This is a genomic window from Streptosporangium pseudovulgare (assembly GCF_014648055.1).
Lineage (GTDB): Bacteria > Actinomycetota > Actinomycetes > Streptosporangiales > Streptosporangiaceae > Streptosporangium > Streptosporangium pseudovulgare.
The window spans coordinates 1-24,185 of sequence record NZ_BMQJ01000015.1 but is presented as its reverse complement, the minus strand read 5'-3'; the positions used below and the strand labels follow the sequence as shown (position 1 = coordinate 24,185).

Annotated in this window: 22 protein-coding genes; 4 read left to right on the top strand and 18 right to left on the bottom strand. The window is 74.6% G+C overall.

All coding sequences use genetic code 11. From position 1 onward, the window contains the following. Positions 1 to 25 precede the first annotated feature (25 nt). Positions 26 to 694 carry a CBS domain-containing protein gene (locus tag IEZ10_RS26750; RefSeq protein WP_229811674.1) on the bottom strand — a complete coding sequence of 223 codons (669 nt, stop codon included), beginning with the start codon at positions 692 to 694 and terminating at the stop codon, positions 26 to 28. Positions 695 to 965: 271 nt separating this feature from the next. Here IEZ10_RS26750 and IEZ10_RS26745 point away from each other — a divergent pair, with 271 nt between their 5' ends. Continuing rightward, positions 966 to 1,568, top strand: a complete 603-nt coding sequence (locus tag IEZ10_RS26745) for a phosphoribosylanthranilate isomerase (protein ID WP_189249289.1) — start codon at positions 966 to 968, stop codon at positions 1,566 to 1,568. A gap of 107 nt (positions 1,569 to 1,675) precedes the next feature. Further along, a complete protein-coding gene (locus tag IEZ10_RS26740) occupies positions 1,676 to 3,304 on the top strand; it encodes a penicillin-binding transpeptidase domain-containing protein (RefSeq protein WP_189249288.1) in 1,629 nt (542 codons plus the stop codon). Between the two features lie 25 nt (positions 3,305 to 3,329). On the opposite strand, the gene IEZ10_RS26735 is transcribed toward IEZ10_RS26740, so the two are convergent. The 6 genes from IEZ10_RS26735 to IEZ10_RS26710 all read right to left on the bottom strand — a co-directional run bounded on the left by IEZ10_RS26735 (position 3,330) and on the right by IEZ10_RS26710 (position 12,158). Then, positions 3,330 to 4,466 carry an alginate O-acetyltransferase AlgX-related protein gene (locus IEZ10_RS26735; RefSeq protein WP_189249287.1) on the bottom strand — a complete coding sequence of 379 codons (1,137 nt, stop codon included), beginning with the start codon at positions 4,464 to 4,466 and terminating at the stop codon, positions 3,330 to 3,332. 112 nt (positions 4,467 to 4,578) lie between these two features. Further along, on the bottom strand, positions 4,579 to 6,015 hold the full coding sequence (locus IEZ10_RS26730; RefSeq protein WP_189249286.1) for an MBOAT family O-acyltransferase: 1,437 nt from the start codon (positions 6,013 to 6,015) through the stop codon (positions 4,579 to 4,581). A gap of 147 nt (positions 6,016 to 6,162) precedes the next feature. Then, a complete protein-coding gene (locus IEZ10_RS40055) occupies positions 6,163 to 8,373 on the bottom strand; it encodes a tetratricopeptide repeat protein (protein WP_189249285.1) in 2,211 nt (736 codons plus the stop codon). Between the two features lie 50 nt (positions 8,374 to 8,423). Then, on the bottom strand, positions 8,424 to 10,202 hold the full coding sequence (locus tag IEZ10_RS26720) for an ABC transporter permease subunit (protein WP_179817860.1): 1,779 nt from the start codon (positions 10,200 to 10,202) through the stop codon (positions 8,424 to 8,426). Then, complete coding sequence (locus tag IEZ10_RS26715; protein WP_189249284.1) at positions 10,199 to 11,512, bottom strand: hypothetical protein; 1,314 nt, start codon at positions 11,510 to 11,512, stop codon at positions 10,199 to 10,201. Before IEZ10_RS26715 ends, IEZ10_RS26720 begins: the two co-directional genes overlap by 4 nt. After that, complete coding sequence (locus IEZ10_RS26710; protein ID WP_189249283.1) at positions 11,496 to 12,158, bottom strand: P-loop NTPase family protein; 663 nt, start codon at positions 12,156 to 12,158, stop codon at positions 11,496 to 11,498. Before IEZ10_RS26710 ends, IEZ10_RS26715 begins: the two co-directional genes overlap by 17 nt. A 251-nt stretch (positions 12,159 to 12,409) precedes the next feature. Between IEZ10_RS26710 and IEZ10_RS26705 the strand changes: the two genes are divergently transcribed. Further along, positions 12,410 to 14,113, top strand: coding sequence for an AMP-binding protein (locus tag IEZ10_RS26705; RefSeq protein ID WP_189249282.1), 1,704 nt, complete (start codon positions 12,410 to 12,412; stop codon positions 14,111 to 14,113). Between the two features lie 128 nt (positions 14,114 to 14,241). On the opposite strand, the gene IEZ10_RS26700 is transcribed toward IEZ10_RS26705, so the two are convergent. From IEZ10_RS26700 to IEZ10_RS26665, 8 genes are all read right to left on the bottom strand, one after another. Beyond that, positions 14,242 to 14,919, bottom strand: coding sequence for a restriction endonuclease (locus tag IEZ10_RS26700; RefSeq protein WP_189249281.1), 678 nt, complete (start codon positions 14,917 to 14,919; stop codon positions 14,242 to 14,244). 181 nt (positions 14,920 to 15,100) lie between these two features. Further along, positions 15,101 to 15,700 carry a hypothetical protein gene (locus IEZ10_RS26695; protein WP_189249280.1) on the bottom strand — a complete coding sequence of 200 codons (600 nt, stop codon included), beginning with the start codon at positions 15,698 to 15,700 and terminating at the stop codon, positions 15,101 to 15,103. Positions 15,701 to 15,784: 84 nt separating this feature from the next. Continuing rightward, positions 15,785 to 16,984 (bottom strand): aminotransferase class V-fold PLP-dependent enzyme, encoded by a 1,200-nt coding sequence (locus IEZ10_RS26690; protein WP_189249279.1) that lies wholly within the window; start codon positions 16,982 to 16,984, stop codon positions 15,785 to 15,787. Then, positions 16,965 to 17,822, bottom strand: a complete 858-nt coding sequence (locus IEZ10_RS26685; RefSeq protein WP_189249278.1) for a DUF72 domain-containing protein — start codon at positions 17,820 to 17,822, stop codon at positions 16,965 to 16,967. The genes IEZ10_RS26690 and IEZ10_RS26685 overlap by 20 nt, the downstream gene beginning before the upstream one ends. Positions 17,823 to 17,933: 111 nt before the next feature. Next, on the bottom strand, positions 17,934 to 18,164 hold the full coding sequence (locus IEZ10_RS26680; protein ID WP_189249277.1) for a hypothetical protein: 231 nt from the start codon (positions 18,162 to 18,164) through the stop codon (positions 17,934 to 17,936). Beyond that, complete coding sequence (locus IEZ10_RS26675; protein ID WP_189249276.1) at positions 18,151 to 18,405, bottom strand: DUF6400 family protein; 255 nt, start codon at positions 18,403 to 18,405, stop codon at positions 18,151 to 18,153. Before IEZ10_RS26675 ends, IEZ10_RS26680 begins: the two co-directional genes overlap by 14 nt. A gap of 381 nt (positions 18,406 to 18,786) precedes the next feature. Then, complete coding sequence (locus tag IEZ10_RS26670; RefSeq protein ID WP_189249275.1) at positions 18,787 to 20,085, bottom strand: extracellular catalytic domain type 1 short-chain-length polyhydroxyalkanoate depolymerase; 1,299 nt, start codon at positions 20,083 to 20,085, stop codon at positions 18,787 to 18,789. 161 nt (positions 20,086 to 20,246) lie between these two features. Next, on the bottom strand, positions 20,247 to 20,519 hold the full coding sequence (locus IEZ10_RS26665; protein WP_189249274.1) for a DUF1876 domain-containing protein: 273 nt from the start codon (positions 20,517 to 20,519) through the stop codon (positions 20,247 to 20,249). 153 nt (positions 20,520 to 20,672) lie between these two features. Between IEZ10_RS26665 and IEZ10_RS26660 the strand changes: the two genes are divergently transcribed. Further along, positions 20,673 to 21,560 carry a slipin family protein gene (locus tag IEZ10_RS26660; protein ID WP_189249273.1) on the top strand — a complete coding sequence of 296 codons (888 nt, stop codon included), beginning with the start codon at positions 20,673 to 20,675 and terminating at the stop codon, positions 21,558 to 21,560. Positions 21,561 to 21,692: 132 nt separating this feature from the next. On the opposite strand, the gene IEZ10_RS26655 is transcribed toward IEZ10_RS26660, so the two are convergent. The 3 genes from IEZ10_RS26655 to IEZ10_RS26645 form a co-directional block, all read right to left on the bottom strand. Further along, on the bottom strand, positions 21,693 to 21,923 hold the full coding sequence (locus tag IEZ10_RS26655; RefSeq protein WP_189249272.1) for a DUF2277 domain-containing protein: 231 nt from the start codon (positions 21,921 to 21,923) through the stop codon (positions 21,693 to 21,695). Positions 21,924 to 22,105: 182 nt separating this feature from the next. Next, positions 22,106 to 23,737 (bottom strand): glycerol-3-phosphate dehydrogenase/oxidase, encoded by a 1,632-nt coding sequence (locus IEZ10_RS26650; protein WP_189249472.1) that lies wholly within the window; start codon positions 23,735 to 23,737, stop codon positions 22,106 to 22,108. 184 nt (positions 23,738 to 23,921) lie between these two features. Next, a partial coding sequence (locus tag IEZ10_RS26645) for an FGGY-family carbohydrate kinase (protein WP_268246375.1) occupies positions 23,922 to 24,185 on the bottom strand: 264 nt, incomplete at its 5' end.

The window sequence follows — 24,185 nt, the reverse complement described above, 5'->3', positions numbered from 1 at the left end:
CGAACCCCTGCCGCCGGTACACGCCCTAGTACATCGGCGGGACGAGCAGCAGGTCGTCCGTCTGGTAGGTCAGGTCGCCCCTGACGTCCACCACCCCGTCCACCTCGTGGACGGCGGCGGAGGCCGCGGCGACCTGCGAGCTGCGGGGGACCTGGCCGGTCAGCGTGACCACGCCCGCCTCGACCTCCACGGTGACGTCCTCGACCGGCACGCCGAGCCCGGCCAGAACGTCCTCGACCTCCCGCCGGACGTCCTGCGGCGGCCGCAGGAAGACCTTCAGCAGGTCGCGCTGGTGGACGGTTCCCACCATCCTGCCGGTCACCGGGTCGATCACCGGGAGCTGCTTGATCCTGGCGGTGTGCATCAGCCGGGCCGCGTCCCGCACCGGCGTGCCGATCGTGACGGTGATCGCCGGGCTGGTCATGATCGCGGCCGCGATGGTCCCCGCGGCCTTGCGACGTTCCCGGCGCTGCTCGCGGCCCTCGAACAGGGCCGCGCCGTACCGGTTGCCGGTCGTCTCCTTGAGCAGGAGGTCGTCGTCCGCCACCACGCCCACCGGTCGCCGGTCGGCGTCGATCACCGTCACCGCGCCGACCTTGAACCGCTGCATGGTGGCGACCAGTTCGGCGAACGGCGCGTCCTGCCGGACGGCGATGGCCACCTTGCCCATGATGTCCTTCACCTGCATCGTCATCGCTGACCTCCTCGTGTCCGGCTCAATCGTGCCGCCCCGGGGCGGGCCGGGGGCAGCGACGAAGGTCCCCGGGGAGAGGGACGTTCATCCTCGCCGTCCCCGGCCGATCGGCCCGCACCTCGCGAACCGGACACCGGACACCGGATCCGGCCTCCCGGCCCAGGGGGCGGCCCCTCGCCGCCGGGTGGAGTCCCCGGGAGGCCGCGCGCCGCGGCCCGGTCCGGCGTCCGCCCTCGCCGCCGGGCGTCACCGCTGTACTAGGGTGCCGAGGGTGTACGTGAAGATCTGCGGGCTGCGCGAGCCCGGGCATGTGGCGGCCGCCGTCGAGGCGGGCGCGGACGCGGTCGGCTTCGTCCTCACCCGGAGTCCCCGGCGGATCGCCCCCGCCCTGGCGCGGGAGCTGGCCGCGGCGGTGCCGCCGCACGTGCTGACCGTGGCGGTCTTCGCCGGGGAGTCCCCGGACGAGGTGCGGGCCGCCGCGCTGGAGGCGGGGGTGCGCGCCGTACAGCTGCACGGCGACCATCCGCGCGAGGACTTCGCCGCGCTGCGGGACCTCGGGCTCACCCTGGTCCGCGCCGGGTCGGCGAGCGCCGACCCGCACTGTGGCGCCTTCGGCGAGGACCTGCTCATCGTGGACGCGCCCAGGCCCGGCTCCGGGGAGCCGTGGGACTGGGCCGCGGTGCGCGGGCGCCCCACCGGCCGGTGGATGCTGGCCGGCGGCCTGGACCCGGCGAACGTGGCCGAGGCGATCGACGCCGCCCGGCCGTGGGGGGTGGACGTGTCGAGCGGGGTGGAGACCGCGCCCGGGATGAAGGACGCCGGGCTCATCCGCGAGTTCGTCGCCGCCGCCCGCGGAGCCGTCCCCGCGCGCTGACCCCGCGCCGGGTCAGATCGGGGGGAGAGCGCCCGTTTCATGCGTGTTCGGGTGACCCGGGAGGATCACCGGTGGTATACACCCCTGGAAACCCCAGGGGGTGAGGCATGCGCAGGAAACGGCTTCTGGCGCTGATCGGCACGGCGGTGACGATCGTCGTCGTCAGCGTGTACGGCCTGCTGACCGCGCCGGACGCCGGGCGAGCCTCCCCGGCGCGGTCGCCCGGCCCGACGAGGGAGATCACCCTCACCGACGAGGAGCCGCCCGGCCAGGCCCCCACCCCGGCCCCGGCGACCCCCGTGACCCCGGCGACCTCGGCGCCCGCCGTCCCGGCCACCCCCGAGGCGGCGGCGGCGCGGTACGTCGAGGCGTGGCAGGACGGGGATCTGACCGCGATGGCCGCGCTGGTCGCCGACCCGCCGGCCGACTTCGCCGGGCGGCACCTGGGCTTCGACCGCGACCTGAGGGTCTCCTCGCTGTCCCTCACCCTCGGTGAGACGTTGCGCGAGGACGCGGCGACGGCCGAGTTCGCCTTCCACGGGGTCCGGCAGATGGAGGGCTTCGACGACCCCTGGGAGTTCGCCTCGGTGCTTCACCTGACGCGGCGGGACGACGCCTGGAAGGTGATGTGGACCCCCGAGACGATGCACCCGTCGCTCAGGGACGGCGGCTCCGTCCAGCGCACCGAGACCGCGTTCCGCCGGCCCGCCACCCTCACCCGGGAGGGCGAGCCGTTCCCCAGGCGCAGCAGGGCCGACCGCTACGTCTCCGGGCTGGAGGGCACGGTGACGGTGCCCGCCCTGGTGGAGCGGCCCTCGGGCCGCGAACTGCTGGCCGCCCCGGTGCCCCCGCTGGACGGCAGGCGCAGCACGATCTCCCGGCCGGTGCAGGCCGCCGCGGCCCGGGCCCTGGACGGCGTCGACCGGCCCGCCGCGATCGTGGCCCTCGACGTCCGGAGCCGCCAGGTGCTCGCGGTGGCCGACACCCTGGACGAAGGCCAGGCCGCGTTCACCGGCCTCTACCCGCCCGGCTCGACCTTCAAGATCGTCACCGCCGCCGCGCTGCTGCGCGGCGGCCTCACCCCGGACACGCCGCTGCCGTGCCCGGCGGCCTACACCGTCCCCAACGGCAAGACCTTCAGCAACGACGGCGGCGTCGACCACGGCACGGTGACCCTCACCGCGGCCTTCGCGTTCTCGTGCAACACGACGTTCGCCCAGCAGACCTACGAGCGGCTGGGCGACGGACGGCTGGCCGCCGAGGCCGCCGACCGGTTCGGCTTCCGGGTCAAGCCCGGCCTGAGCACGTGCCGGATCGGCCGGGGCGAGACCCGGGACGAGCTCACCACCGACGCCATCGGCCAGAACTCGGTGCTGGCCAGCCCGCTGTGCATGGCGGAGGTCGCCGCCGCCGCGGCGAGCGGCGTGTGGCAGCCCGCCGTCATGACGGACCGGCCGGCCCCCGGTCTGCCGGCCGCCGTCCCGCTCGACGACGGCGTGGCCGCCGCGCTGCGCGCGATGATGGCGGCCGTGGTCACCGAGGGCACCGCCGCGCGGGCCGGCCTGCCCCCCGGCACGGCCGGCAAGACGGGCACCGCCGAGGTGGGCGACGGGGCGTCGCACGCCTGGTTCGTCGGCTACCGCGACTCGGTGGCCTTCGCGGTGTTCGTCCGGCACGGCGGTGGTGGCGGCGCGGTGGCCGCGCCCATCGCCGCCCGGTTCCTCAGGGCGCTCTGAACGGCCCGGCCCCCGGCCGGGCCGTTCAGAGCGCCCGCTCCAGAGCGGCCAGCACGGCGTCGTCCAGCATCTCGGCGCGGCCGCCCACGAGGTGACGCTCCACGATCTCCAGCACCACCGTCTCGCTCCGGGCCACCTTGTCCGCGACGCGGTCCGGCCCCGCCGTGGCGGGTGCGTCGTCGCGCAGGTAGGTGACGTCGGCGAAGTACGGCAGCACCCACGGCAGCGAATTGCGGGTGAAGGAGTCCCCGATGAGCAGGGTCCGGGGCCGGAACAGCGGCGCCCGGTCCGAGGCGTTGACGGCGCCGAACGACACGGGCAGTTCGCGGTCGTCCTGCCGGACCCGCCGCACGCCGTCCCGGACCAGCCGCCACCGGTCGACGGTCTCCTCGACGGGGATGCCCAGCAGCCCGCCGAGATCGCCGTTTCGCGGCGCCCGCCCGTCCTTCACCAGCCGGGTGTCCCGGGACAGGCCGGGCTGGAGCGCCCGGGCCAGCTCCGCGCCGTACAGTCCGGCGGAACGCTCGTTCCAGTGGCTGTCGGTCCGCCAGTACGCCGGCGTGCCGGACTCCCGCTGCGCCCGCTCCAGCGGGAGCCGGAGATCCACGTAACCGGGCAGGTTCGCCGCCCGCAGCGCCGCCCAGAACTCCCGCTTGCGTTCCCGGAGGCAGTCCCGGCCGGGGAAGCGCTCCGGCAGCCGGTCCGGGCTGACCGTGGTCTTGTCGGGGGCCACGGTGAACACGAACCGCCTGCCGGATCCCCGTACGATCCCGGCCAGGCGGCGCAGGCGGTCCAGGGTCTCGCCGACCGGCCGGCGCGGCCGGCACGCCTCCGTCACGTCGTCGCCGAAGTAGAGCCAGCCCTCGCGCCCCTCGATCACCCGCGGATAGCCCGACGCGTCCGCCGTGCCGTACGACGGCGCCTCCCCGAACAGGAACTCCGACAGGGCGGCGTTGCCGCGGACCGCGTACCGCCGCAGCGGCAGGTGGGCCGTCGCCCACGCCTCCACCTCCGGAACGGCGTCCCAGCCGCGCGACAGCGCCGGGAACTCCGGCAGCCTCCGGTTCTCGATCTCCACCGCCCGGTCGCCCGCGGCGAAGGCCAGGGCGGGACCGGCGAAGAACAGCACCGCGGCCAGTAACGCCATCGGTCGCCGCGTCATCGGTCGCCGCGTCATCGGCCGCCGCGCCGCCGGACGGCGCTCCCTCTCGGACGGCACGGGTTCGGTCCGTACAGCGATCATCGGTGTCCTCACTCGGAAACTCGCCGGAACGTCAGAACCGGTAGTACAGGAAGGGGCTGAAGGTGCCGGCGGCGACGAGCGTCGCCGCGTAGGGAGCGGCCACCCACGTCACCGCGGCGCGTGCCGGCCGTGCCATCCGTCCCCGCCCCGCCTGGATCAGCGGACCGAGCGCCGGCGAGGCCGGCAGCCCCACCACGACCAGCGCCAGCGCGAAGACGGCCATCCGCTGGTGGTTGGCGGCGAACGCGACGAACTCGTCGAGCTCACCCGGCCGCCAGACGAACATCGCCCCCAGCATGTCCCACGCCTCGGCCATGCTCTCCGCCCGGAAGAACACCCAGCCGACCACGACCAGCAGCAGGGTCACGCCGCGGCGCAGCACCAGGGCGGGGACGCCGCCCGGCGGGCGATCCCAGCCGAGCAGCCGTTCGGCCACCAGCAGGGCGCCGTGGTACAGCCCCCACACCAGGAAGGTCCAGTCGGCGCCGTGCCAGAAGCCGCAGAGCACGAAGACGGCCAGCAGGTTACGGTGGGTCTTCGCCGCGCCGCCGCGGTTGCCGCCCAGCGGGATGTAGACGTAGTCGCGGAACCAGCGGGACAGCGACATGTGCCAGCGCCGCCAGAAGTCGGTGACGGAGTACGCCGAGTACGGCCGGTCGAAGTTCTCCGGGAGCCGGAACCCGAACATCAGGCCCAGTCCGACGGCCATGTCCGAGTAGCCGGAGAAGTCGAAGTAGATCTGCAGGGTGTAGGCCGACGCACCCAGCCACGCCGTCGGGGTGTTGACGGGACCGCCGGCGTGCGTGAACGCCGCGTCCGCGACGGCGGCGAGCGAGTCGGCGACGATCACCTTCTTGGCCAGGCCCAGGGCGAAGCGGGGGAAGCCCGCGGCGAGGTCGCCGAGGCGGTCCCGGGGGACCTCGCCGAGCTGCCCGGAGATCTCGCGGTAGCGGACGATCGGCCCGGCGACGAGCTGGGGGAACATCGCGATGTAGGTGATGAACCGGACGGGGCTTCGCTGGGCGGGCGTGCTGCCGCGGTAGACGTCCACCACGTACGAGAGGTGGTGGAAGGTGAAGAACGATATCCCGACCGGCAGGGCCAGGGTCACGATCGGGCTGTGGCCCAGCCCCAGCGCGCCCGCCAGGACATCGATCTGCTCGGTGGCGAAACCGGCGTACTTCCACACCGCGAGCACCGCCACGTTCCACCCGGCGGCGGCCAGCAGCACACCGCGGCGGGCCCGGGGCCGGTCCCGCAGCCGCGCCCCGCCGAGCGCGAGGCCGGCCCCGTAGTTGACGGCGATGGCCGACAGCAGCAGCGGGGTGTGCGCTCCGGCGCCCCAGGCGTAGAAGGACAGGCTGGCCACGGCGACGACCGCGTTGCGGTGGCGCGGCGGGAACAGCAGGTAGGCCAGCAGCGTGACCGGCATGAAGAACCAGAGGAACAGGGGGGAGGCGAATGACATCGGTGTCCAGACGGTTTCCGGGTCTCTTGCGGTCACCCCTACTTGTCGCGTCAGGCCGGAATGTTTCACGGGTGGCCGAAACGGCCTCGCCCGACGCCGTGGCCCCCGTCCCCGCCGGGCCTCGCGGGCGGCCCCGGCCGCCGCCTCTCAGGGAGAGGACGGCAGGCGCTCCAGCCGCCGCCGGATCTCGGCCACCTGGAGCGGCTCGGAGATCCCGTTCCACGGCGCCAGCGCCGCCAGCCCCGCCCCGCGCCGCTCGGGCGCTCCCGCGGGGTCGAGCCGGGCGAGGTGCAGGTTCGCCAGCGCGGTGGTGACCCCGGTCGGCGGCAGCCGCCGCAGCGCCGAACGCAGCAGCCCGGCGGCCTCCTCATGCCGTTTCCCGGGGAGCGCCGCCGCCCGGTGCACCTGGCAGCGGAGCCGGCCGGACCCGTCGCCGGACCGTTCGTACAGCTCGGCGGCCCTCGCCCAGCCCTCCAGGGCCTCGTCCTCCTGACCCTGGTACCGGTGGACGAGCGCGAGGACCTCCCGGACGTGCGCCTCGACGTGCGCCTCGACGTGCGTGTCACCCGCGGACGCGGGGCCGCCGAGGGCCCGCATGAGCAGCTCCTCCGCCCCCTCGTACAGGTGCCGCGCCTCCTTCCTCCGCCCCTGGGAGTCGCAGACCTGCCCCCAGCGCACATGCAGGACGGCCATGTCGAGCCGCAGGACCGCCCGGCCGGTGACGTCCCCGCCGGGCAGGGCCTGGCCGTACCGCACCAGTGACGACTCCACCGCGGTGTACTCGTCGCCCCTGGCCAGCAGCGTCACCGCGCGCGCCAGGTGCAGCTGGGCGGGCCAGGAATCCGGGTCCGTCAGCAGCCGTTCGGCCCGGCCGAGATGCCGCTCGGCGGCGCCGGGGTCACCGAGCATCAGGGCGATCAGGCACAGCCGCAGCTCGGCGGTCGCCTGGACCGCCTGGTTCCCCAGGTTCGATGCCGCCTTCGCCAGGGCCAGGGCGGTCTCCCGCCGCTCCTCGGTGCGCTGCTCGAAGGCGAACCACGCCTCCAGGGCGTCCGCGATCCGCCACAGGGGACCGCCCTTGCCCCGGTTGGGCCGGTACTCTCCCAGCATCTGCAGCAGCGTTCTGTCCTCCAGGGCGAACCAGTCGCGGGCGTCCTTCGCGGGAAGCCGTTCGACGAAGGAGTCGGCCCGGTCGGCGAGGTGTTCGGCCAGGTCCTGCCACGCCGCCCGCTCCCGGCCCTCCGGCGCCCGTACGGCGGGGCGGGCGGAGTCCGTCACCCGGTACCGCGACTCCCGCACCTTGTCCACCAGGCCGTGCCGGCACAGCTCCTCCATGGCCTGGGCGGCGTCGCGTTCCGGCCGGCCGGTGAGCGCGACGATCTCGTCGATGCCGAGCTCGGCGACCGGCGCGTGCGCCAGCAGCGCCAGCAACCGCCGCGCCGCCGCGTTCATCCGCGCCACCCGCATGCCGAGCACTCGCTGGAGGGCGAGGTCGTGGGCTCCCTGCCCCGCCAGATCGGTCACCAGCGTCGCGATCGGGACCATCGGGTTGTCGACGAGCCAGCGGCCGATCCCGACCGCGGTCTCGGGGGTGCCCAGGAACCGGACGGCCAGCTCCCGCGTCGCCGCCGGGTCGGCCTCGATCCACGCGTCCGGGACCATCGAGCGCAGCAGCGCCACGCCGTCGGCGGGTTCCAGGGGGCCGAGCCGGACGACCGCCACGTCCCCCGGGAGCGGGTCGTCCGCGTCCGCGTCGAGGGCGCCCGCGATGATGATCATGCTTTCCGGTACGTCGCGCGGAAGCCAGCCGACCTGCCGCCACCGGGAGACGTTGTCGAGGAGCAGCAGGTGGCCGGGGTCCCGGAGGGCGGCGGCCACCTCCCGCGCCGCCGCCTCCAGGCTCGTCGCCGTCTCCAGCGGACGGCCGAGCGTGCGCAGCACGCGCTCGGCCACGCTTCGCCTGCTCTCCGGACTGGACCGGTTCTGTCCCCGCAGGTCCACGTAGTGCTGGCGCTCGGGGTCGGGCACCAGGGCCCACCCGGCGGCGACGGCCAGGGCGCTGGTGCCGATCCCGGCCACCCCCCGCACGACGACCGTCCGGTGCTCCCCCGCCCTGCCGGTCACCTCGGCGATCTCCGCGTCCCGTCCGAACAGCGGCTCGACGGGCGCGGGGAGGCCCCGGGGCTGCGCCTTCGGCGACGGGAGCGGCTTGGGCCGGCGCAGCCGCCGCACGACGGACACCACGCCGTACAGCGCCATCCCCCCGGCGAACGCCACCCACCGGGGGACCACGTCCAGGAAGGTGTTGAAGAAGATCTCGATGACGGTGGCCCCGCCGAACCACCCGAAGAACTCCATCACCCTGTCCGCCGGCGCCCTGTCCCGGGGCCGCGGCGCCCCGCGCGGCCTCATCGGCGGACCCCCTGCGTCAGCCCCCGCACCAGCCACCCGCCGGTCACCAGCAGCAACACCGCGGGCACCGCCGTCATCAGCACCCCCTGCGCGGCGAGTTCCCCGGCCGAGGTCGTGAAGTACCGGGACGCCTGCCGCATGGTCAGCGGCGCCTGGTCGGCGGCCGGCCAGTTGAGCAGCAGGCTGACGACCAGGTCGTTCCAGACCAGCACGAACGACAGCACCGCCACCGTCGCCACCGCGGGGGCCGCCTCGCCCACCACCCGCGCCAGCGCCGAGCGTCGCGCGGTGCGGCGCGGCGCCACCGGCCGGGTCACCGGAGGCCGCGGCACCGACATGAACGCGTTGCGCAGCAGCAGCACCCCCAGGGGCAGCAGCAGCGCGGCGTGCACCGGGCTGAGGGCGAGCGTGCTGCCCAGCACCCCGCCCAGCGCCCACCCCAGCGGCGCGGCCAGCGCCTGCGGCGGCAGGACGGCCAGCACGACCGCCGCCGCGGTGGCGGCCCGCCGCGCGCGGCGGGGGAGGGCCGCGTGGGTCAGGGCGTAGGCGGCCATCACCGCCGGTACCACGACGAGGAGGGCGGCCAGCAGCCCGCGCTGCGCCGTGGCCCACAGCGCGTCCGCGAAGAAGCCGCCGTCGAGCGCCTCGCCGTACGAGCCGGCCCCGTAGCCGCCGGTCCACCACCCGGAGGTGGCCACGGCGTCCGGCGACCGGAACGAGGTGAGCAGCAGGACGACGAAGGGGAACGCCCAGAGGCCGGTGACCGCCCCGGCCGCCACCCGCCGCGGCCATCGGGCGTCTCCCGCCCCGGCCGCCGTCCGCCGCGGCCCGCGGGGGCCGCCCGGCGCGGGCTGCGGCGGCCACCGCCACGGACGCTCGGCATGGGGCCAGTCCTGGCGCAGCCGCCCCAGCACGACCAGCGCCACCGCGACGGCCGTCACGGTCAGCAGGACCGCCAGCGCCGCCGCCCGCTCGTCCCCGAGGACGGTACGGCGGCGCCACCACAGCAGCCCGGCGACGTCCACCTCAGGCTGGACCGAACCCGGCGCCCCCACCAGGACCAGGTCGAACACCCGGGCCGCGGCGGTGAGGACGATCAGCAGCGCCACCGCCGCCGTGGGGAACAGCGCGGGCGCCGTCACCGCGCGCAGGCGTCGCAGCGGCCCCGCGCCGAAGGCCCCGGCCACCCGCAGCAGGTCCTCGGGAAGGTTGGCCAGGCCCACGTGGAAGACGAGGAACGCCAGCCCCGTCCACTGCCAGGCGAACGCCAGGCCCAGCACCAGCCAGATCCAGCCGCGGCCGGTGAAGAGCACCGGCTCGGGCAGCAGGGCGTTCACCGTGCCCAGGCCTGGGTCGGGAGCGAAGATCATCCGGAAGATCACGCCCGCGGTCAGCGGGGACGTCACCGTGGGCAGCGTCAGCGCGACCACCAGCAGCCTCCGCAGGCGCGGTCCCACACCCCGGGCGAGCCAGGCGAGGCCCAGCCCGAGCGCGCAGACCACCAGTGCGAGCCCCAGCCAGTCGGCGTTGTTCCGCAGGGCCGTCCGGACCTGCGCGTCGTTCACGACGTCCCGGTAGGCGTCCAGGCCGCCCTTCCCGGTGAGGCTCGTCACCACGGTAGCGGCCAGCGGGACGAGCAGGCCGGCGACCACCAGCCCGGCGGCGGGCAGCAACAGCAGCCACGCCTTCCACCGCCCGCGGCCGGGTGACTTCGCCGGCGCGCGCATGTCGTGGTACGGGGCCGCCTCGAAGAGGAAGGCGTCGTCGCGGCTCATGACCCGTCCGCCCGCGAGGCCGCCGCTTCCACCGCCGCGGCGTGCGCGGTCCGCGCGGCCTCCTCGGCCTTGCCGGGCGGACAGGGATCCACCGCGACCGCGGCGAACAGGTCGGTCAGGATGCGCCAGAGCCCCTGTCCGTCCCCGCCGGCCAGGGCGCCGCCGAGCTGGTCGGACAGGTCGAACGCGATCGAGCGGCCGGTCGCCTGGGCGCCGGGCTTCCCGGACTCCGCGAGTCCGCGGAGCTCACGGAGCTCACGGAGCTCGCGCGCCAGCGGCCGCACCGGCGCGGGGTAGTCGTCGTCGCGCAGGCCGGCGCCGAGGGACAGGAACCCGCCGGCCCTGGCCCAGGGGGCCAGCCGTTCGCGCATCTCCCCGCCGGTGAGCCGCGCAACGAACCGCTCGCCCCGCTCCTCGGAGGAGGCCAGTGCGACCACGGCGTCCCCGCCGACCAGCAGGGGCGGCCGTTCTCCGGCCGAGCAGGGGAAGCGGAACCAGCGGGCCTCCCGGCCCGGGGAGCGGTAGCGGTCGATGACCGGCCAGGCGAAGTCGGGGCCGGCCACCATGTCGGCGCGGCCGTACCGGAAGACGTCGAGGATCGCGTCGTGGAACTGGGTGACCAGCGCCCGCCGCCCCCCGCCGGGGACCAGGCCGGGGATGGACCACAGACACGCCAGCCGGATGAACGCCTGCGCCACCCGCTCGTCCCCCCAGTCCGCCGGGTCCAGCAGGTGCAGCCTGCCGTACAGGTCGGGGGCGTGGCCGAGGAGGACGTTCTCGAACCAGTCGGTGAGGGCCCACCCGTCGGCCGCGGGCACGGAGAGCGGCGGGCGGCCCGAGGCGGCGCGGTCCCGGCACAGCGCCCACCACGCCTCCCAGCCGGTGGGCGGCGACGCCACGGCCTCCGGCCGATACCACACGAGCGACTTGTACGCGACCTTGAACCAGACGCCCTTGGCCTGCCCGTCGCCCGGGCCGGTCACCAGGTCCCGCCAGAACGACGGGTCCTGCGAGGTGAGCGGTTGCAGCCGGGAGCGGATCTCCGGGTCGCGGATCAGGCCGGGCTGCGGCACGATCGCCACGTCGGGGGTCGCGGCCGGGGCCACCGGTTTCCGCAGCAGCGCCGCGATGTCGTTCCCCGCCGAGTAAACGGTCACCGGCTCGCCCTCCAGGACCCGGCGGAAGCGGGCCAGCTCCCAGCCGCTCCACACCACCGCGACCCGCAGGGGCCGCTCGGCGGAGCAGCCGGTCAGCCCTGCCGCGGCCAGTCCGGACAGCGCGGCCAGGGCCCGCCTACGGTTCATCCGCATCGACGACCTCCCATCGGGCCGAGGGGGTGCCCAGTGTCTCGATCCGGTCGTCCTCGTCGCCGACCACCAGGACCGGCAGGTGCGGGAGGGCGGCCAGGCTCCTGCCCACCACCGAGTGGCAGGGCGGGTGGCCGGCGCGGTCCTCCACCAGCACCGCGTTCGGCCGCCGCCAGTAGCACATCGCGCGGGCGAGCGCCACCCAGAGCCGCTGGTCCGCGGACAGGTCGTACGGCCGGCGGTCGAGCGGCACGCCCAGGTCGAGCCGGTCGGTGATGAAACGCACCTGCCCCCGCAGGAAGTCCCTTCCGTACCGGTGTCCCTTTTCGTCGCGGCCGCGCAACCCGAAAACGATGTTCTGCTCGATCGTCAGGTGGGGCAGCAACCCGCCCCCGGCCGGCACCAGGGCGATTCCGCGTTCCCGGGAGGACAGTGAGGTGACCTCCTCTTTCCCGCTCAGTATCCGGCCACGGATCGGCCACGCCCGGCCCAGCAGCAGGTCGGCGAAGGCGTCCGCGTCACCGGCGTCCTCCGCCAGCACGACCCCGACCCGGCCCGCCGCGACCGACAGGAGACCCGGGTTCAGGGTGCGGGGCCTTCCTCCGTGCTCCCAGGAAAGGCCGTCCAGCTGAAGCGGCCGTCCCGCCACGAATTCATCACTCCATATATCACCGGGGGTACTTACTTCTATAACGCATCGGAATTGGAATACGGAAGGTTATCGGGAAGTCCATCGGAAATCCTTTTTCGGTCCTGCGGAATACGCGGAATCGGTCTTTTTCCGGGGGTGTGCGCCCGCGCCGCCGCCGGACGGCGGCCGGTGGAGGGCTGCCGGAGGCGGCGGCGCGGGCGTACCGTGTGGTGATCACCGATGGGCGACCGTCGAGAGGAGCCGCCGCCATGGGCGCCACCGGCAACACCGAGATCTACCGCAGGGCCCGCGACGGGCTGCTGGGCGCGGGCGGCGACCACGCCGGGGCGGTCGCGCGGTTCGCCTGGCCCCGCTTCGAGGGCCCCTTCAACTGGGCCGTGGACTGGTTCGACGCGATCGCCCGGGGCAACGACCGCGCGGCCCTGTGGGTGAGCCGGGAGGACGGCTCGGAGACCCGCCTCACGTTCGACGAGATGGCCCGCCGCTCCGACGCGGTCGCGGCGTTCCTGGCGGCCCACGGCGTCTCCCGGGGCGACCGGGTCATGCTGATGCTCGGCAACCAGGTCGAGCTGTGGGAGTCGATGCTGGCGGTGATGAAGCTCGGGGCGGTGATCCTCCCGGCCACCACCGCCCTCGGCCCGGCCGACCTGCCCGACCGCGTGGAGCGGGGCGGCGTACGGCACGTCGTCGCCGGCGCCGCCGACGCCGCCAAGTTCGACGGCGTGGGCGGTGACTACACGAGGATCAGCGTGGGCGGCGCCCCGGCGGGCTGGGCGGACTACTCCGAGGCCCACGCCGCTCCGGCGCCGCCCGCGCCGCACCCGGGCACCGCGCCGGACGACCCGCTGCTGCTGTACTTCACCTCCGGCACCACCAGCAGGCCCAAACTGGTCGAGCACAGCCAGGTCTCCTACCCGGTGGGCCACCTGACGACGGCCTACTGGATCGGCCTGCGCCCCGGCGACGTGCACCTCAACATCAGCTCGCCCGGCTGGGCCAAACACGCCTGGAGCTGTTTCTTCGCGCCCTGGATCGCCGAGGCCACCATCTTCGTCTGCGACTACCGGCGGTTCGACCCGCGGGCGCTGCTGGAGCGGATCCGCGATGCGGGGGTGACGACGTTCTGCGCCCCGCCCACGGTATGGCGGATGCTGATAAAGGCTGATTTGTCCGGCGGACCTGGCCGGCTGCGGGAGGTCGTCTCGGCGGGCGAGCCGCTCAACCCCGAGGTGATCGAGCAGGTCCGCCGTCACTGGGGGCTGACCCTGCGCGACGGCTTCGGCCAGACCGAGACCACCCTGTCGGTCGGCAACGTCCCCGGCATGCCGGTCAAACCGGGTTCGATGGGTCTGCCCCTGCCCGGCGTGCCGGTGGTTCTGGTCGACCCGGTCACCGGGCGGCCCGGCGACGAGGGGGAGATCTGCATCGACCTCGGCCGCCGGCCCGTCTCACTGATGACCGGCTACCGCGGCGACGACGAGCGTCACGCCCGGGCGACCGCCGGCGGCCACTACCACACGGGCGACGTCGCCACCCGCGACGCCGACGGCTACGTCTTCTACGTCGGCCGCACCGACGACGTGTTCAAGTCCTCCGACTACAAGATCTCCCCGTTCGAGCTGGAGAGCGTGCTCGTCGAGCACCCCGCGGTGGCGGAGGCGGCCGTGGTGCCCGCGCCGGACGAGCTGCGGCTGGCGGTGCCGAAGGCGTACGTCGCCCTGGCGGCCGGGTGGGAGCCGGACCGCGGGACCGCGCTGGCCATCCTGCGCCACGCCCGCGAGAGGCTGCCGCCGTACCAGCGGGTGCGCCGCCTGGAGTTCGCCGAGCTGCCGAAGACGGTGTCGGGCAAGATCCGCCGGGTCGAGCTGCGCGGCCTGGAGGAGGAGGCCGTGCCCGCGGGCGGGCGGCCCGCGGAGTGGCGCGACGAGGACTTCCCCGAGCTGCGCTCCTGACCGGGCGCTCCCGTGCTCCGGACGCTCCGGGCGGTCGGGGCCGGCCCTCGCGGGCATCGCGTCCCCGGAGTCCGTCGCGAGGGACGCCCCGGGCGGCCCGGGGCCCCGGGCCGCCGCGGTGGCGCGGATCAGCCGGACCGGAGGGGCTCGCGGGGGAGGGGCTCGCCCCGCAGCCAGCCGGCCAGCCGGTCGCGCTCGACGAGGATCAGGCCCGCCTCCCCGGCCTCGGCGAGGGCCTGACGGGTCAGCCGCCCGGAGGTGACCAGCACGCCGGTGTGCCCGGCGAACGCGTGGGCCAGGGCGCCCAGGAAGTTGCGGACCTCCGGGGCGCCGACGCTGCCGGCGTAGCGCTTGCACTGGAAGGCGTAGCGCCGGCCGTCCGGGCCGACGGCGGTGAGGTCCACGCCCCGGTCACCGGAGCCGCCCAGCTCCCGGACCTGGCGGAAACCGTCCCGGCGCAGCAGCCCGGCGGTGAGCGTCTCGAACTCCGGGCCGGTCAGCCGGTCGACCCGTTCCAGCTCCAGGTTGGCCTCGAACCACCGGCGCTGCCGCGCGGCGACCGTCCGGGCCCGGACGATCGGCACGGCCGCCGCCGCGGCGAGCACGGCGACGGCCGACGCCACGAACCACGGCAGGTGCGACCGGGCGAACGGCAGCGCGCTGCGCAGCGCGGCGTAGGCGAGCACGGCGGCCACGCCCCACAGGAACAGGTCGGCCCACCCGAACCCTCCGCCGCGCCGGCCCTTCCTCCTCCCGGTCCGGTTCGTTCCGGTCCGGCGTCCCCTGGCCGGTCGTCGGCTCGGCATCGTGTCAGCTCCCGCGGGGGTAGGGGGGTCGGGCGCTCACGCCCTCGGCGGAACCGTTTCCCCACGATCGGGGCCCGCAATCCCGCCGGGCCGCAACCCGCCAGGCCGGGTCTGCCCGTACGGCGCTCCCGCGGTGGCCCCGTACAGCGCTCCCGCGGCGTCGCGGCGCGCGCCGGGCCGGTCAGCTCGCGCCGGGGACGGTGACGTTCTTCTCCTTGAAGCCGTAGCCGTTCTGCGCGGCGCCCTGCTGGAGCTGGCCGAACGCCTGCCTGCCCGCGGCCACGTCGGCCTCGGTGGCCGTGCCGTTGCGCAGCTTGGCGGTCAGCGCGTCGAAGCGGTCGCTCACCGCCTTGACGCTCCGGCACAGGCCCGGGTTGGCGAGCGCGAAGCCGCGGGCCACCTTCAGCTCGTGGAGGGTGAACAGGCCCGCCACCGCCGCCTTCGCGAAGGTGCGCTTGCGCTTCTCCGCCCCGGCCTTGAACCCGCCGCTGCGCAGCGGCCGGTAGATGTAGCGGTAGAACGCCCCCAGCGCGAGGCCCGCGTGCAGCGCGAAGCGCGTCTTGGCGAGCGGCCTGGCGTTGGCCCCCGTGGGGCACTCCCCGTCGTACGCGAGGTCGGGGCCCGTGTGCGGCGGAGGGGCCGCCGCCGTCGAGGTGGCGACCACCGGGACCTCGGGCGGCGCGGCGGCCGGCCGCCGGTCGCCGCCGCACCCGCCGAGCAGGGTCACCGTCAGGAGCGCCGCCATCGCCACGGCGGCGGGTCCGGCACTTCGAGCAGCCATATCTCCCCCTGGAACGTCACGGCGCCGGGATCGGCGGACACCTCCCGGTTATCCCCGCTGTGACGATTCCGACACGGAGGGTGCTCAACGTCGCGGTGCGATCCCCCGGACGGCGGAGACCAGGAGGTCCAGTTCCTCGTCGGTGTTGTAGTAGTGCGCCGAGGCGCGCACCGCGGCGGGCACGGCGTTCGGGTCGAGACGCTGGTGGGTGTGGTCGGTGACGCTGACGTTGATCCCGCGCTCCCGCAGGACGCCCTTCACCTCGGCGGACTCGCGGCCCGCGACGGTGAAGGTGACGATGCCGCAGCGGCGGGCGCCGCGGTCCAGCACCGTCACGCCGGGCGTCGCCGCGAGCTCCTCGCGCAGGCGGGCGGCCAGGCCGGTCACCCGCTCCTCGATGGCCCGCACGCCCAGGGCGGCGGCGTATCCGGCGGCGACGCCCAGCCCGATCTGGCCCGCGACGTAGCGTTCCCACGTCTCGAACCGGCGGGCGTCGTCGCGGATCTCGTAGCGGTCCGGGGCGGTCCAGACGGCCGAGTGCAGGTCGAGGAAGGGCGGCTCCAGCTCCCGGAGGAGGTCGCGCCGCACGTACAGGAACCCGGTCCCGCGCGGGCCGCGCAGGAACTTGCGGCCGGTCGCCGACAGCATGTCGCAGCCGATCTCCCTGACGTCCACGGTGAGCTGGCCCACCGACTGGCAGGCGTCCAGCAGGAACAGCACGCCCGCCTCCCGACACAGGCGGCCCACCTCGGCGGCCGGGTTGACCAGGCCGTTGTGGGTCGGAACGTGGTTGACCGCGACGAGCCGCACCCGGCCCCGGGCCAGCTCCGCGGCGAGCGCGTCGAGGGACAGCTGCCCGTCCCCGTCGTCGGGCAGCACCTCCACGCTCACCCCGCGCGCCTTCGCCACCTGGTGGAAGGCGATGGCGTTGCTGGCGTACTCGCTGGTGGTGGTGAGGATCCGGTCGCCGGCGGCGAACGGGACCGCGTAGAACGCCATGTCCCAGGCGCGGGTGGCGTTCTCCACGTAGGCGATCTCGTCGCGGTGGGCGCCGACCAGCCCGGCCACCGCGTCGTAGAACCCCTCGGTCAGCTCCCGGGCCAGGTCGTTGGCCTCGTAACCGCCGGTACGGGCCTCCAGCCGCAGGTGCTCGGTCACCGCGTCGAGCACCGGGGCGGGCGGCAGCGCCGCCCCCGCGTTGTTGAGGTGCGTGACGGACGCGCAGCCCGGCGTCTCCAGGCGGACCTTCTCGACGTCGATGCCGTCACCCGCGGTCGTGGTCATGGTCTCTCCCGTTTCCGGTGCCGTCGTCTCCGGCGCCACCGTATCCGGTGGCGCCGCCTCGCGCCCCGGCCGGGATGTCACGGACGGCGCCGGGGGTGCGGCTCACGGGCCGGCCCCCGGCCCGCGCGAGCGCGGCGTAACGTACCGCGTTCCGTACGGCGGCCCCTCCGGGATCGTTGTTGAAGTACACGTAGACGTCGCGGTCGCGGCCCCACTCCCGGTCCAGACGGCGCAGCCAGGAGCGGAGCGCGGCGTCGCCGTAGGACGGCCGGGGGAGGGCGCGTCCCTCGTGGAAGCGCAGGTAACCCCAGTCGGCGGTGCGCCACAGCGGGGAGACGGGACGGCCCAGCCGGTCGGCCCAGCACAGCGCCGCGCCGTGCGCCGACAGCACCTCGCGGACGGGCTCGGCCCACCAGGACGGGTGGCGCGGCTCGACGGCGACGCGCACCCCGTCCGGGAAGGCCCGCAGGCACGCGTCGAGCCGCCCGGGGTCGGCCCGCAGCGTGGGCGGGAGCTGCAGCAGGACGGGACCGAGTTTGCCGCCCAGGCCGCCGGCCGCCGCCAGCATGCGCCCGACCGGCTCCTCGGGGTCTTTGAGCCGTTTGATGTGGGTGAGGAAGCGGCTCGCCTTGATCGCCATGACGAATCCGGCGGGGGTGCGCGCCGCCCAGTCCTCGAACGTCTCGCGGGCCGGGAGCCGGTAGAAGCAGTTGTTGTTCTCGACGGTGGCGAAGCACCCGCCGTAGTGCTCCAGCCAGAGCCGCTGGGGCAGCCCCGGAGGGTAGAGCTTCCCGCGCCAGTCGGCGTACTGCCAGCCGGAGGTCCCCACGAACATCATCGGCCTCTCCCGTCGGTCGCCGCCCCGCACCGGCAGGTCTGCCCGGTGGGGCGGCCCCGACACGAACGGCCACACCGCCGGTCAGAGCGGATCAGAGCCGATCAGCGGAGGTCAGAACGGGCGCGGGCCGCCCGCGCCGAAGCCGGTCTCGTGGTCCCACAGATGGGTGCAGCCGGGGCACTGCAGGTGCAGGCGGCTGCCGGTGACGCCCAGGAGGTAGCGCCAGTGGTCGGCGCAGTTGCGGCCCGCGCCGCAGTCGGCGCAGTCCCGGTGGTCGCCGCATCCGGGGCAGGGGACCCAGGCCCGGCGGCCCAGGTCGGCGCTGGGATCAATGGGCAGCACGGCCGGCCTCTCCTCCGGGGAGGACCCCGGCCGCCACGAGCATGTCGTAGGTCTCCTGCTGTCGCGGGTCGAGGCCGGAGTAGAGGAGGTCGTGGGCCTCCTGCTCGGCGCGCATCACCGCCGGCGGGTCCCAGGCCACCCCGAGCGCGGTGACGACCGCGGCTCGTCGCCGCGTCTCGTCGGAGGACAGGTCGAAGGCGATCACGAATTCGGCGGGCGTGCCGGTGCTGTCGTTGCTCATGGGGCGGCTTTCCGATGGGGTGGCGGACAGGTGCCGACGTGATCGGAGAAAGGCGGCCGGAGTGTCCCGGAGGGGACGGCCGGCGCGGGGACGCCGTGGGGGACGCCGCCCCGGCACTCAACGATCACGTGACCGCGCGTCGCGCGGAGACCTTCACGGAAGGAAGGCGGATCACTCTCTGTTTACCCGAACATGGACTTCGGTGGGTAATCGCGGCGGAACGAGCGTCGGTACGGCGTGCGGGGCATGGCTCCCGCCGGTACGGCGCGGGCCGCGGGACCCGGCGGCGCGGGTCGTGGGTTCGGGTATGCGCGGTCACGGGGCCGCCGGTACGGCGGGGTCGCGGGCTCCGGCGAGCCGGGGCCCGCGACCCCGCGCGGGTCAGCACCGGCCGTCGGCCAGGACCCAGTGGTCGGGACCGGTCTGCTTCAGCGTGTGGGTGGTGAAGGTGTTCCACAGTCCCATGGGGTCGTTGGACCCCTTGGCGTAGGTGTATCCGCCGGAGGCGTAGGCGCGGCCCGCCGTGGTGTGGGCGTAGTTGCTCGCCGTCACGCAGACCGGGGCGATCGTCGGCGTGGCCGTCGGGGTGACGGTGGGCGTGACCGTCGGGGTCGCGGTCGGGGTCGCGGTGGGTGTGGCCGTCGGGGTCGCGGTCGGGGTCGCGGTCGGTCCGCCGCCGTCCAGGCCGAAGAACCGCGCGTCGTGGTAGGCCGAGCAGATGGTGTCGAGGAAGTACGCCGCGCTGCTACCGCACTGGTCGGGGCCGCCGCCCGGGTCGACCGGCAGGCCGTGGCCCATCCCGGATATCTCGTACAGGCGCACGTCGTCGTCGCCGTACACCTTCATCGACGTGCCGCCGGGGAGGCTCGTCGTGGAGGCCGGGGTCTGGGAGACGCCCCGCACGTTCGTCCACTGGTCGCGCAGCTGGGCGCCGTTGGCCGGGGTGACCGTGTAGTCGGACGTGCCCTGCCATACGGCGACGCGGGGGTAGGGGCCGGAGTAGCCGCCGTAGGCGGCCCGGACCAGGTCGCCCCACTGCTGGGGGGTCCTGGTCGTGGCGTTGTATTGGCAGGAGGTGGCCTGGATCAGGCTGGTGGCGCAGCGGTAGGCGAGCCCGGCCCCGATCGACCCGGCTCTGAAGACGTCGGGGTAGGTCGCGAGCATCACCGCGGACATGGCGCCGCCCGCCGACAGGCCGGTGACGTAGACCCGGGCGGGGTCGGTGCCGTAGGTGGCGACCGCGTAGGCGACCATGGCGCGGATCGAGGCGGCCTCGCCCTGGCCCCGGCCGGTGTCGGCGGGCTCGAACCAGTTGAAGCACTTCGAGGAGTTGTTGGAAGTGCCGGTCTGCGGCAGGACGAGGGCGAAGCCCCACTGGTCGGCGTACTTGCGCCAGCCGGAGTTCGTGAAGTAGCCGTTCGCGTCCTGCGTGCAGCCGTGCAGGGCCACGACCAGCGGCCGGCCGGAGGGCAGGCCGTCGGGCCGGTAGGCGTACATGGCGAGGTTGCCGGGGTTCGAACCGAACGAGCCGACCTGGGTCAGCGACGCCGCCCGCGCGGGCGGCCCGGCGAGGGACACGCCGAGCAGGCCGAGCAGCACGAGCAGCGCGGTCGTGGCGGCGGTGAGGACGGCGGAGGGCGGTGACGGGCGGAGTCGGGGGGATGAGAGGGATCCGGCCATGACGTGCTCCTTTTGCAACCGGGTTCACCGGTTCTCTCAGCGCACGGTAGATCCGCCGGAACCTCCCGGACATGTCCCGGGCACACACTCTTCACCGCTGTGATGTGGACCACACGGCGGCCCCGCCGGGCGTCCGGCGGGGTCGTCGGCGGGAGACGCGTCTACCCCCCGTACTCGCGGGCGGACCCCGCCATCTGGGCGACGTCCTGCGCGCCGTCCTGGATGAGCTGGGCGGCCAGGGTGGACAGCGCACGGCCCACCGCCAGCTCGTCGCCGATCTCCGGCACCGGCTGGTCGACGGGGTTGCGCCGCGCGTGCGCGACGCCCTCGTGCCGCTTGCCGCGGTCGGTGAACAGCACGGCCCTGGCCGTGGTGACGTCGTCGTTGTCGTCCTCACTGATGAAGATCTGCACGTTCCACTGCTTGCCTTCCATGGTGAACACCCCCTATGCCACAGCGTCACCCCCTGCCCGGCACGCGGGGAAGGGACCTTGGACCCGCCCGGAAAGGTCCTTACGCCTTCGGGACCTTCGGCCCTACTTGCCGGTGAAAAACCAGGCGAATGCTGAAGAAAAGGGGGGTATGAGATGTTCGTTGACATCCTGTACGGGATCATTGGTTTCCTCATCGCCTGGGTCGTGCTCGGCGGAGCCCGCGTGGTCAACCAGATCGAGCGGGGCATCGTCTTCCGGTTCGGCAGGGCGCTGCCGGCCCCGCGCCGTCCGGGCCTGGCGATCCTCATCCCGGTCGTGGACCGGATGAAGAAGGTCAACATCCAGATCGTCACGATGCCGGTGCCCGCCCAGGAGGGCATCACCCGCGACAACGTCTCGGTCAAGGTGGACGCGGTCGTCTACTTCCGGGTCGTGGACCCCATGAAGGCGGCCATCGAGGTGGAGGACTACCTGTTCGCCGTCGGCCAGGTGGCCCAGACGTCGCTGCGCTCGATCATCGGCAAGAGCGAGCTGGACGACCTGCTGTGCAACCGCGAGCGCCTGCACGAGGGACTGGAGTTGATGATCGACAGCCCGGCGATCGGCTGGGGCATCCACATCGACCGCGTGGAGATCAAGGACGTTCAGCTTCCCGAGACCATGAAGCGGTCGATGTCGCGCCAGGCCGAGGCCGAGCGCGAGCGCCGGGCCCGCGTCATCACGGCGGACGGGGAGTTCCAGGCGTCCAGGAAGCTCGCCGACGCGGCGGGCATCATGCACGACACCCCGGGGGCCATGCAGCTGCGCCTGCTGCAGACCGTCGTGGAGGTCGCGGCGGAGCGCAACTCCACACTGGTGATGCCCTTCCCGGTCGAGATGCTGCGCTTCTTCGACCGGATGGCGGGCGCCGTGTCGAAGAGCGCCGTGTCGAAGGGCTCCGCGCCGGCGGGGCAGGACTCCCTCCCCGCCGGCACGCCCGTCCCGGAGAGCCTGCGCGACCTCGTACGGCCCCGCGAGGGGGAACCGGCCGATCCCACCTGACCCACGCGGGACTCCGCCCGGCCCGCGCGGACCCCGCCTGGTTCACGCGGCCCGCACCGGGAAGCCGGACGGCCGGCCGCCCCGCAGACCGGGACGGCCGGGACGTGACCCGCGGTGGGAGCCGGCCGTCCGTCAGGCGCCCGGCTGCCGCGCGGCCGGCCGGTTGAGGTGCAGTTCGTCCAGCAGGGCCTGGGTCGCGGCGGCGACGGTCTCCACGGCCCGGTCGAAGACCTCGGCGTTGCGCGCCGACGGGGCCCGGAACCCGGAGATCTTGCGGACGTACTGCAGCGCGGCGGCGCGCACGTCCTCGTCCGTCACGTCGCTGGCGTACGGCTCACGAAGGGTCTTGATGCTCCGGCACATGACAGGACCGTACGCCATCCACGCCCCGCCGTTCCACCGTCCGGCGGCATCACCGCACCCTCGCGTCACCGCGGGGCCTCCGCCGCCCGCGGGCCGGGGTCCGGCCGGGGCGGCCATCCGGACGGAGCCGCGGGAACCCCGTCGCCTCGGGCGGGCGCGGGCCGGGGGAGACCCGGGGGCCGTCAGCGGGAGGAGAGCAGGGCCTCCTCGGCGTGCTCGTCGTCCGGCTGCCTCTCGGCGGCCAGTTCGGCGTGGACCAGCCGGTGGTACTCATCGGTCTCGCGCCGGATCGTCTCGTGGTCCCAGCCCAGCACCGGCGCGACGAGGGCCGCCGCCTGGGGCGCGACCGCCAGGCCCCGGTCCCGCTGCTCGATGGCGACGTGGGTACGGCGGGCCAGCACGTCCGAAAGGTGCAGCGCCTGCTCGTGCGACGCCGCGTAGACGATCTCGGCCCGCAGGTAGTCCGGCGCCGCGAACAGCGGCTCCCCGAGCATGGGTTCGGCCCCGACGATCTCCAGCAGCTCCTCGACGCCCGACCCGTAGCGGCGCAGCAGCCGCTCCATCCGGCTCACGCTGAGCCCGTACCGTTCGGCGAGGTTGCGGCGGCCGTTCCACACGGCCTCGTAGCCGGTCGCGCCCAGCAGCGGCAGCCGCTCGGTGACCGACTCCGGCACGCCGGGACCCAGCTCGTCGGCGGCGGCGTCGACGGCGTCCCTGGCCATGACGCGGTAGGTGGTGTACTTGCCGCCGCTGACCGTCACCAGGCCCGGCACCGGGTTGGCGACCAGGTGCTCGCGCGAGAGCTTCTCCGTGCCGGTCGCGGCGCCGGAGATCAGCGGCCGCAGCCCGGCGTAGACGCCCTCGACGTCGTCGTGGCCCAGGGGGGTGGTCAGCACCGCGTTGACGTGGTCGAGGATGTAGTCGATGTCGGCATGGTTGGCCACCGGGTGGTCCCGGGCCAGGGTCCACGGCGTGTCGGTGGTGCCGATGATCCAGTAGTCGTCCCAGGGGATCACGAACAGCACGCTCTTCTCGGTCCGCAGGATCAGCGCCGTGCGCAGGTCGAGCCGGTCGCGGCGGACCACCAGGTGGACCCCCTTCGACGGCCGCACGACGGCGCTCTTCCCGGCCCCGGCCAGCCGCAGCATCTCGTCGGTCCAGACCCCGGTGGCGCCGATCACCACGCGGGCGCGGATGTTCATCTCCGAGCCGCTCTCCAGATCCGTCACACGCGCTCCCACGACGCGCTCGCCGTCGCGGAGCAGGCCGGTGGCGCGCACCCGGTTGGCGACGGCGGCGCCGTACCGGGCGGCGGTCCGCACGATCGCCACCGCCAGCCGCGCGTCGTCGGTGTGGGCGTCGAAGTACTGCAGGGCGCCGATCAGCGAGTCGGGGCGCAGGGCGGGGGCCTCCCGCAGGGCGCCGCGGCGGGTCAGGTGCCGGTGCCGGGGCATGACGGCGCGCAGCCCGCCCAGGAAGTCGTAGAGGGTCATGCCCGCACCGACGTAGAACCGCTCCCAGAAGCGGTGCGTGAGCGGGTAGAGGAACGGCACCGGCCAGACGAGGTGCGGCGCCAGCCGGGTCAGCAGCAGGTGGCGTTCCTTCAGCGCCTCCCGCACCAGCCCGAAGTCGAACTGCTCCAGATAGCGCAGGCCCCCGTGGATCAGCTTGCTGGACCTGCTGGAGCTGCCGGCCGCCCAGTCGTCCGCCTCGACCAGCGCGACCGTCAGGCCACGCGACGCGGCGTCGAGCGCGGTTCCCGCGCCGACGATCCCACCGCCGATGACCAGTACGTCGTACTCTTTCTCACCCATCCGCCGCAGCGCCGACTCCCGGTACAGCGGTCCCAATGCCGGCTCGTTCAACGGGCACCTCCCGTGTCGTCGCCCCGCCTGTGCGGGGCGGGCGTGGTTCCCGGACCTCCCGGACCGGGCGGTCCGGCCGTGGCGGGCGGCGCGTCCGGCGGCGCGCCCGGCCGGGGTACGGCGGGGCGCGCGGTCAGTCGACGTCCACCCAGCCGAACGTGCGTTCCACGGCCTTCTTCCAGCCCGTGTATCCGTGCTCGCGCTGCTCGTCGCTCCATCTCGGCTCCCAGCGCCGCTCCTCGTTCCAGTTCTGCCGCAGCCCGTCGGTGGACTTCCAGAAGCCCATCGCCAGGCCGGCGGCGTAGGCGGCGCCCAGGGCGGTGGTCTCGGCGACGACCGGCTTGGAGACGGGCACGCCGAGCACGTCGGCCTGGATCTGCATGCACAGGTCGTTGGC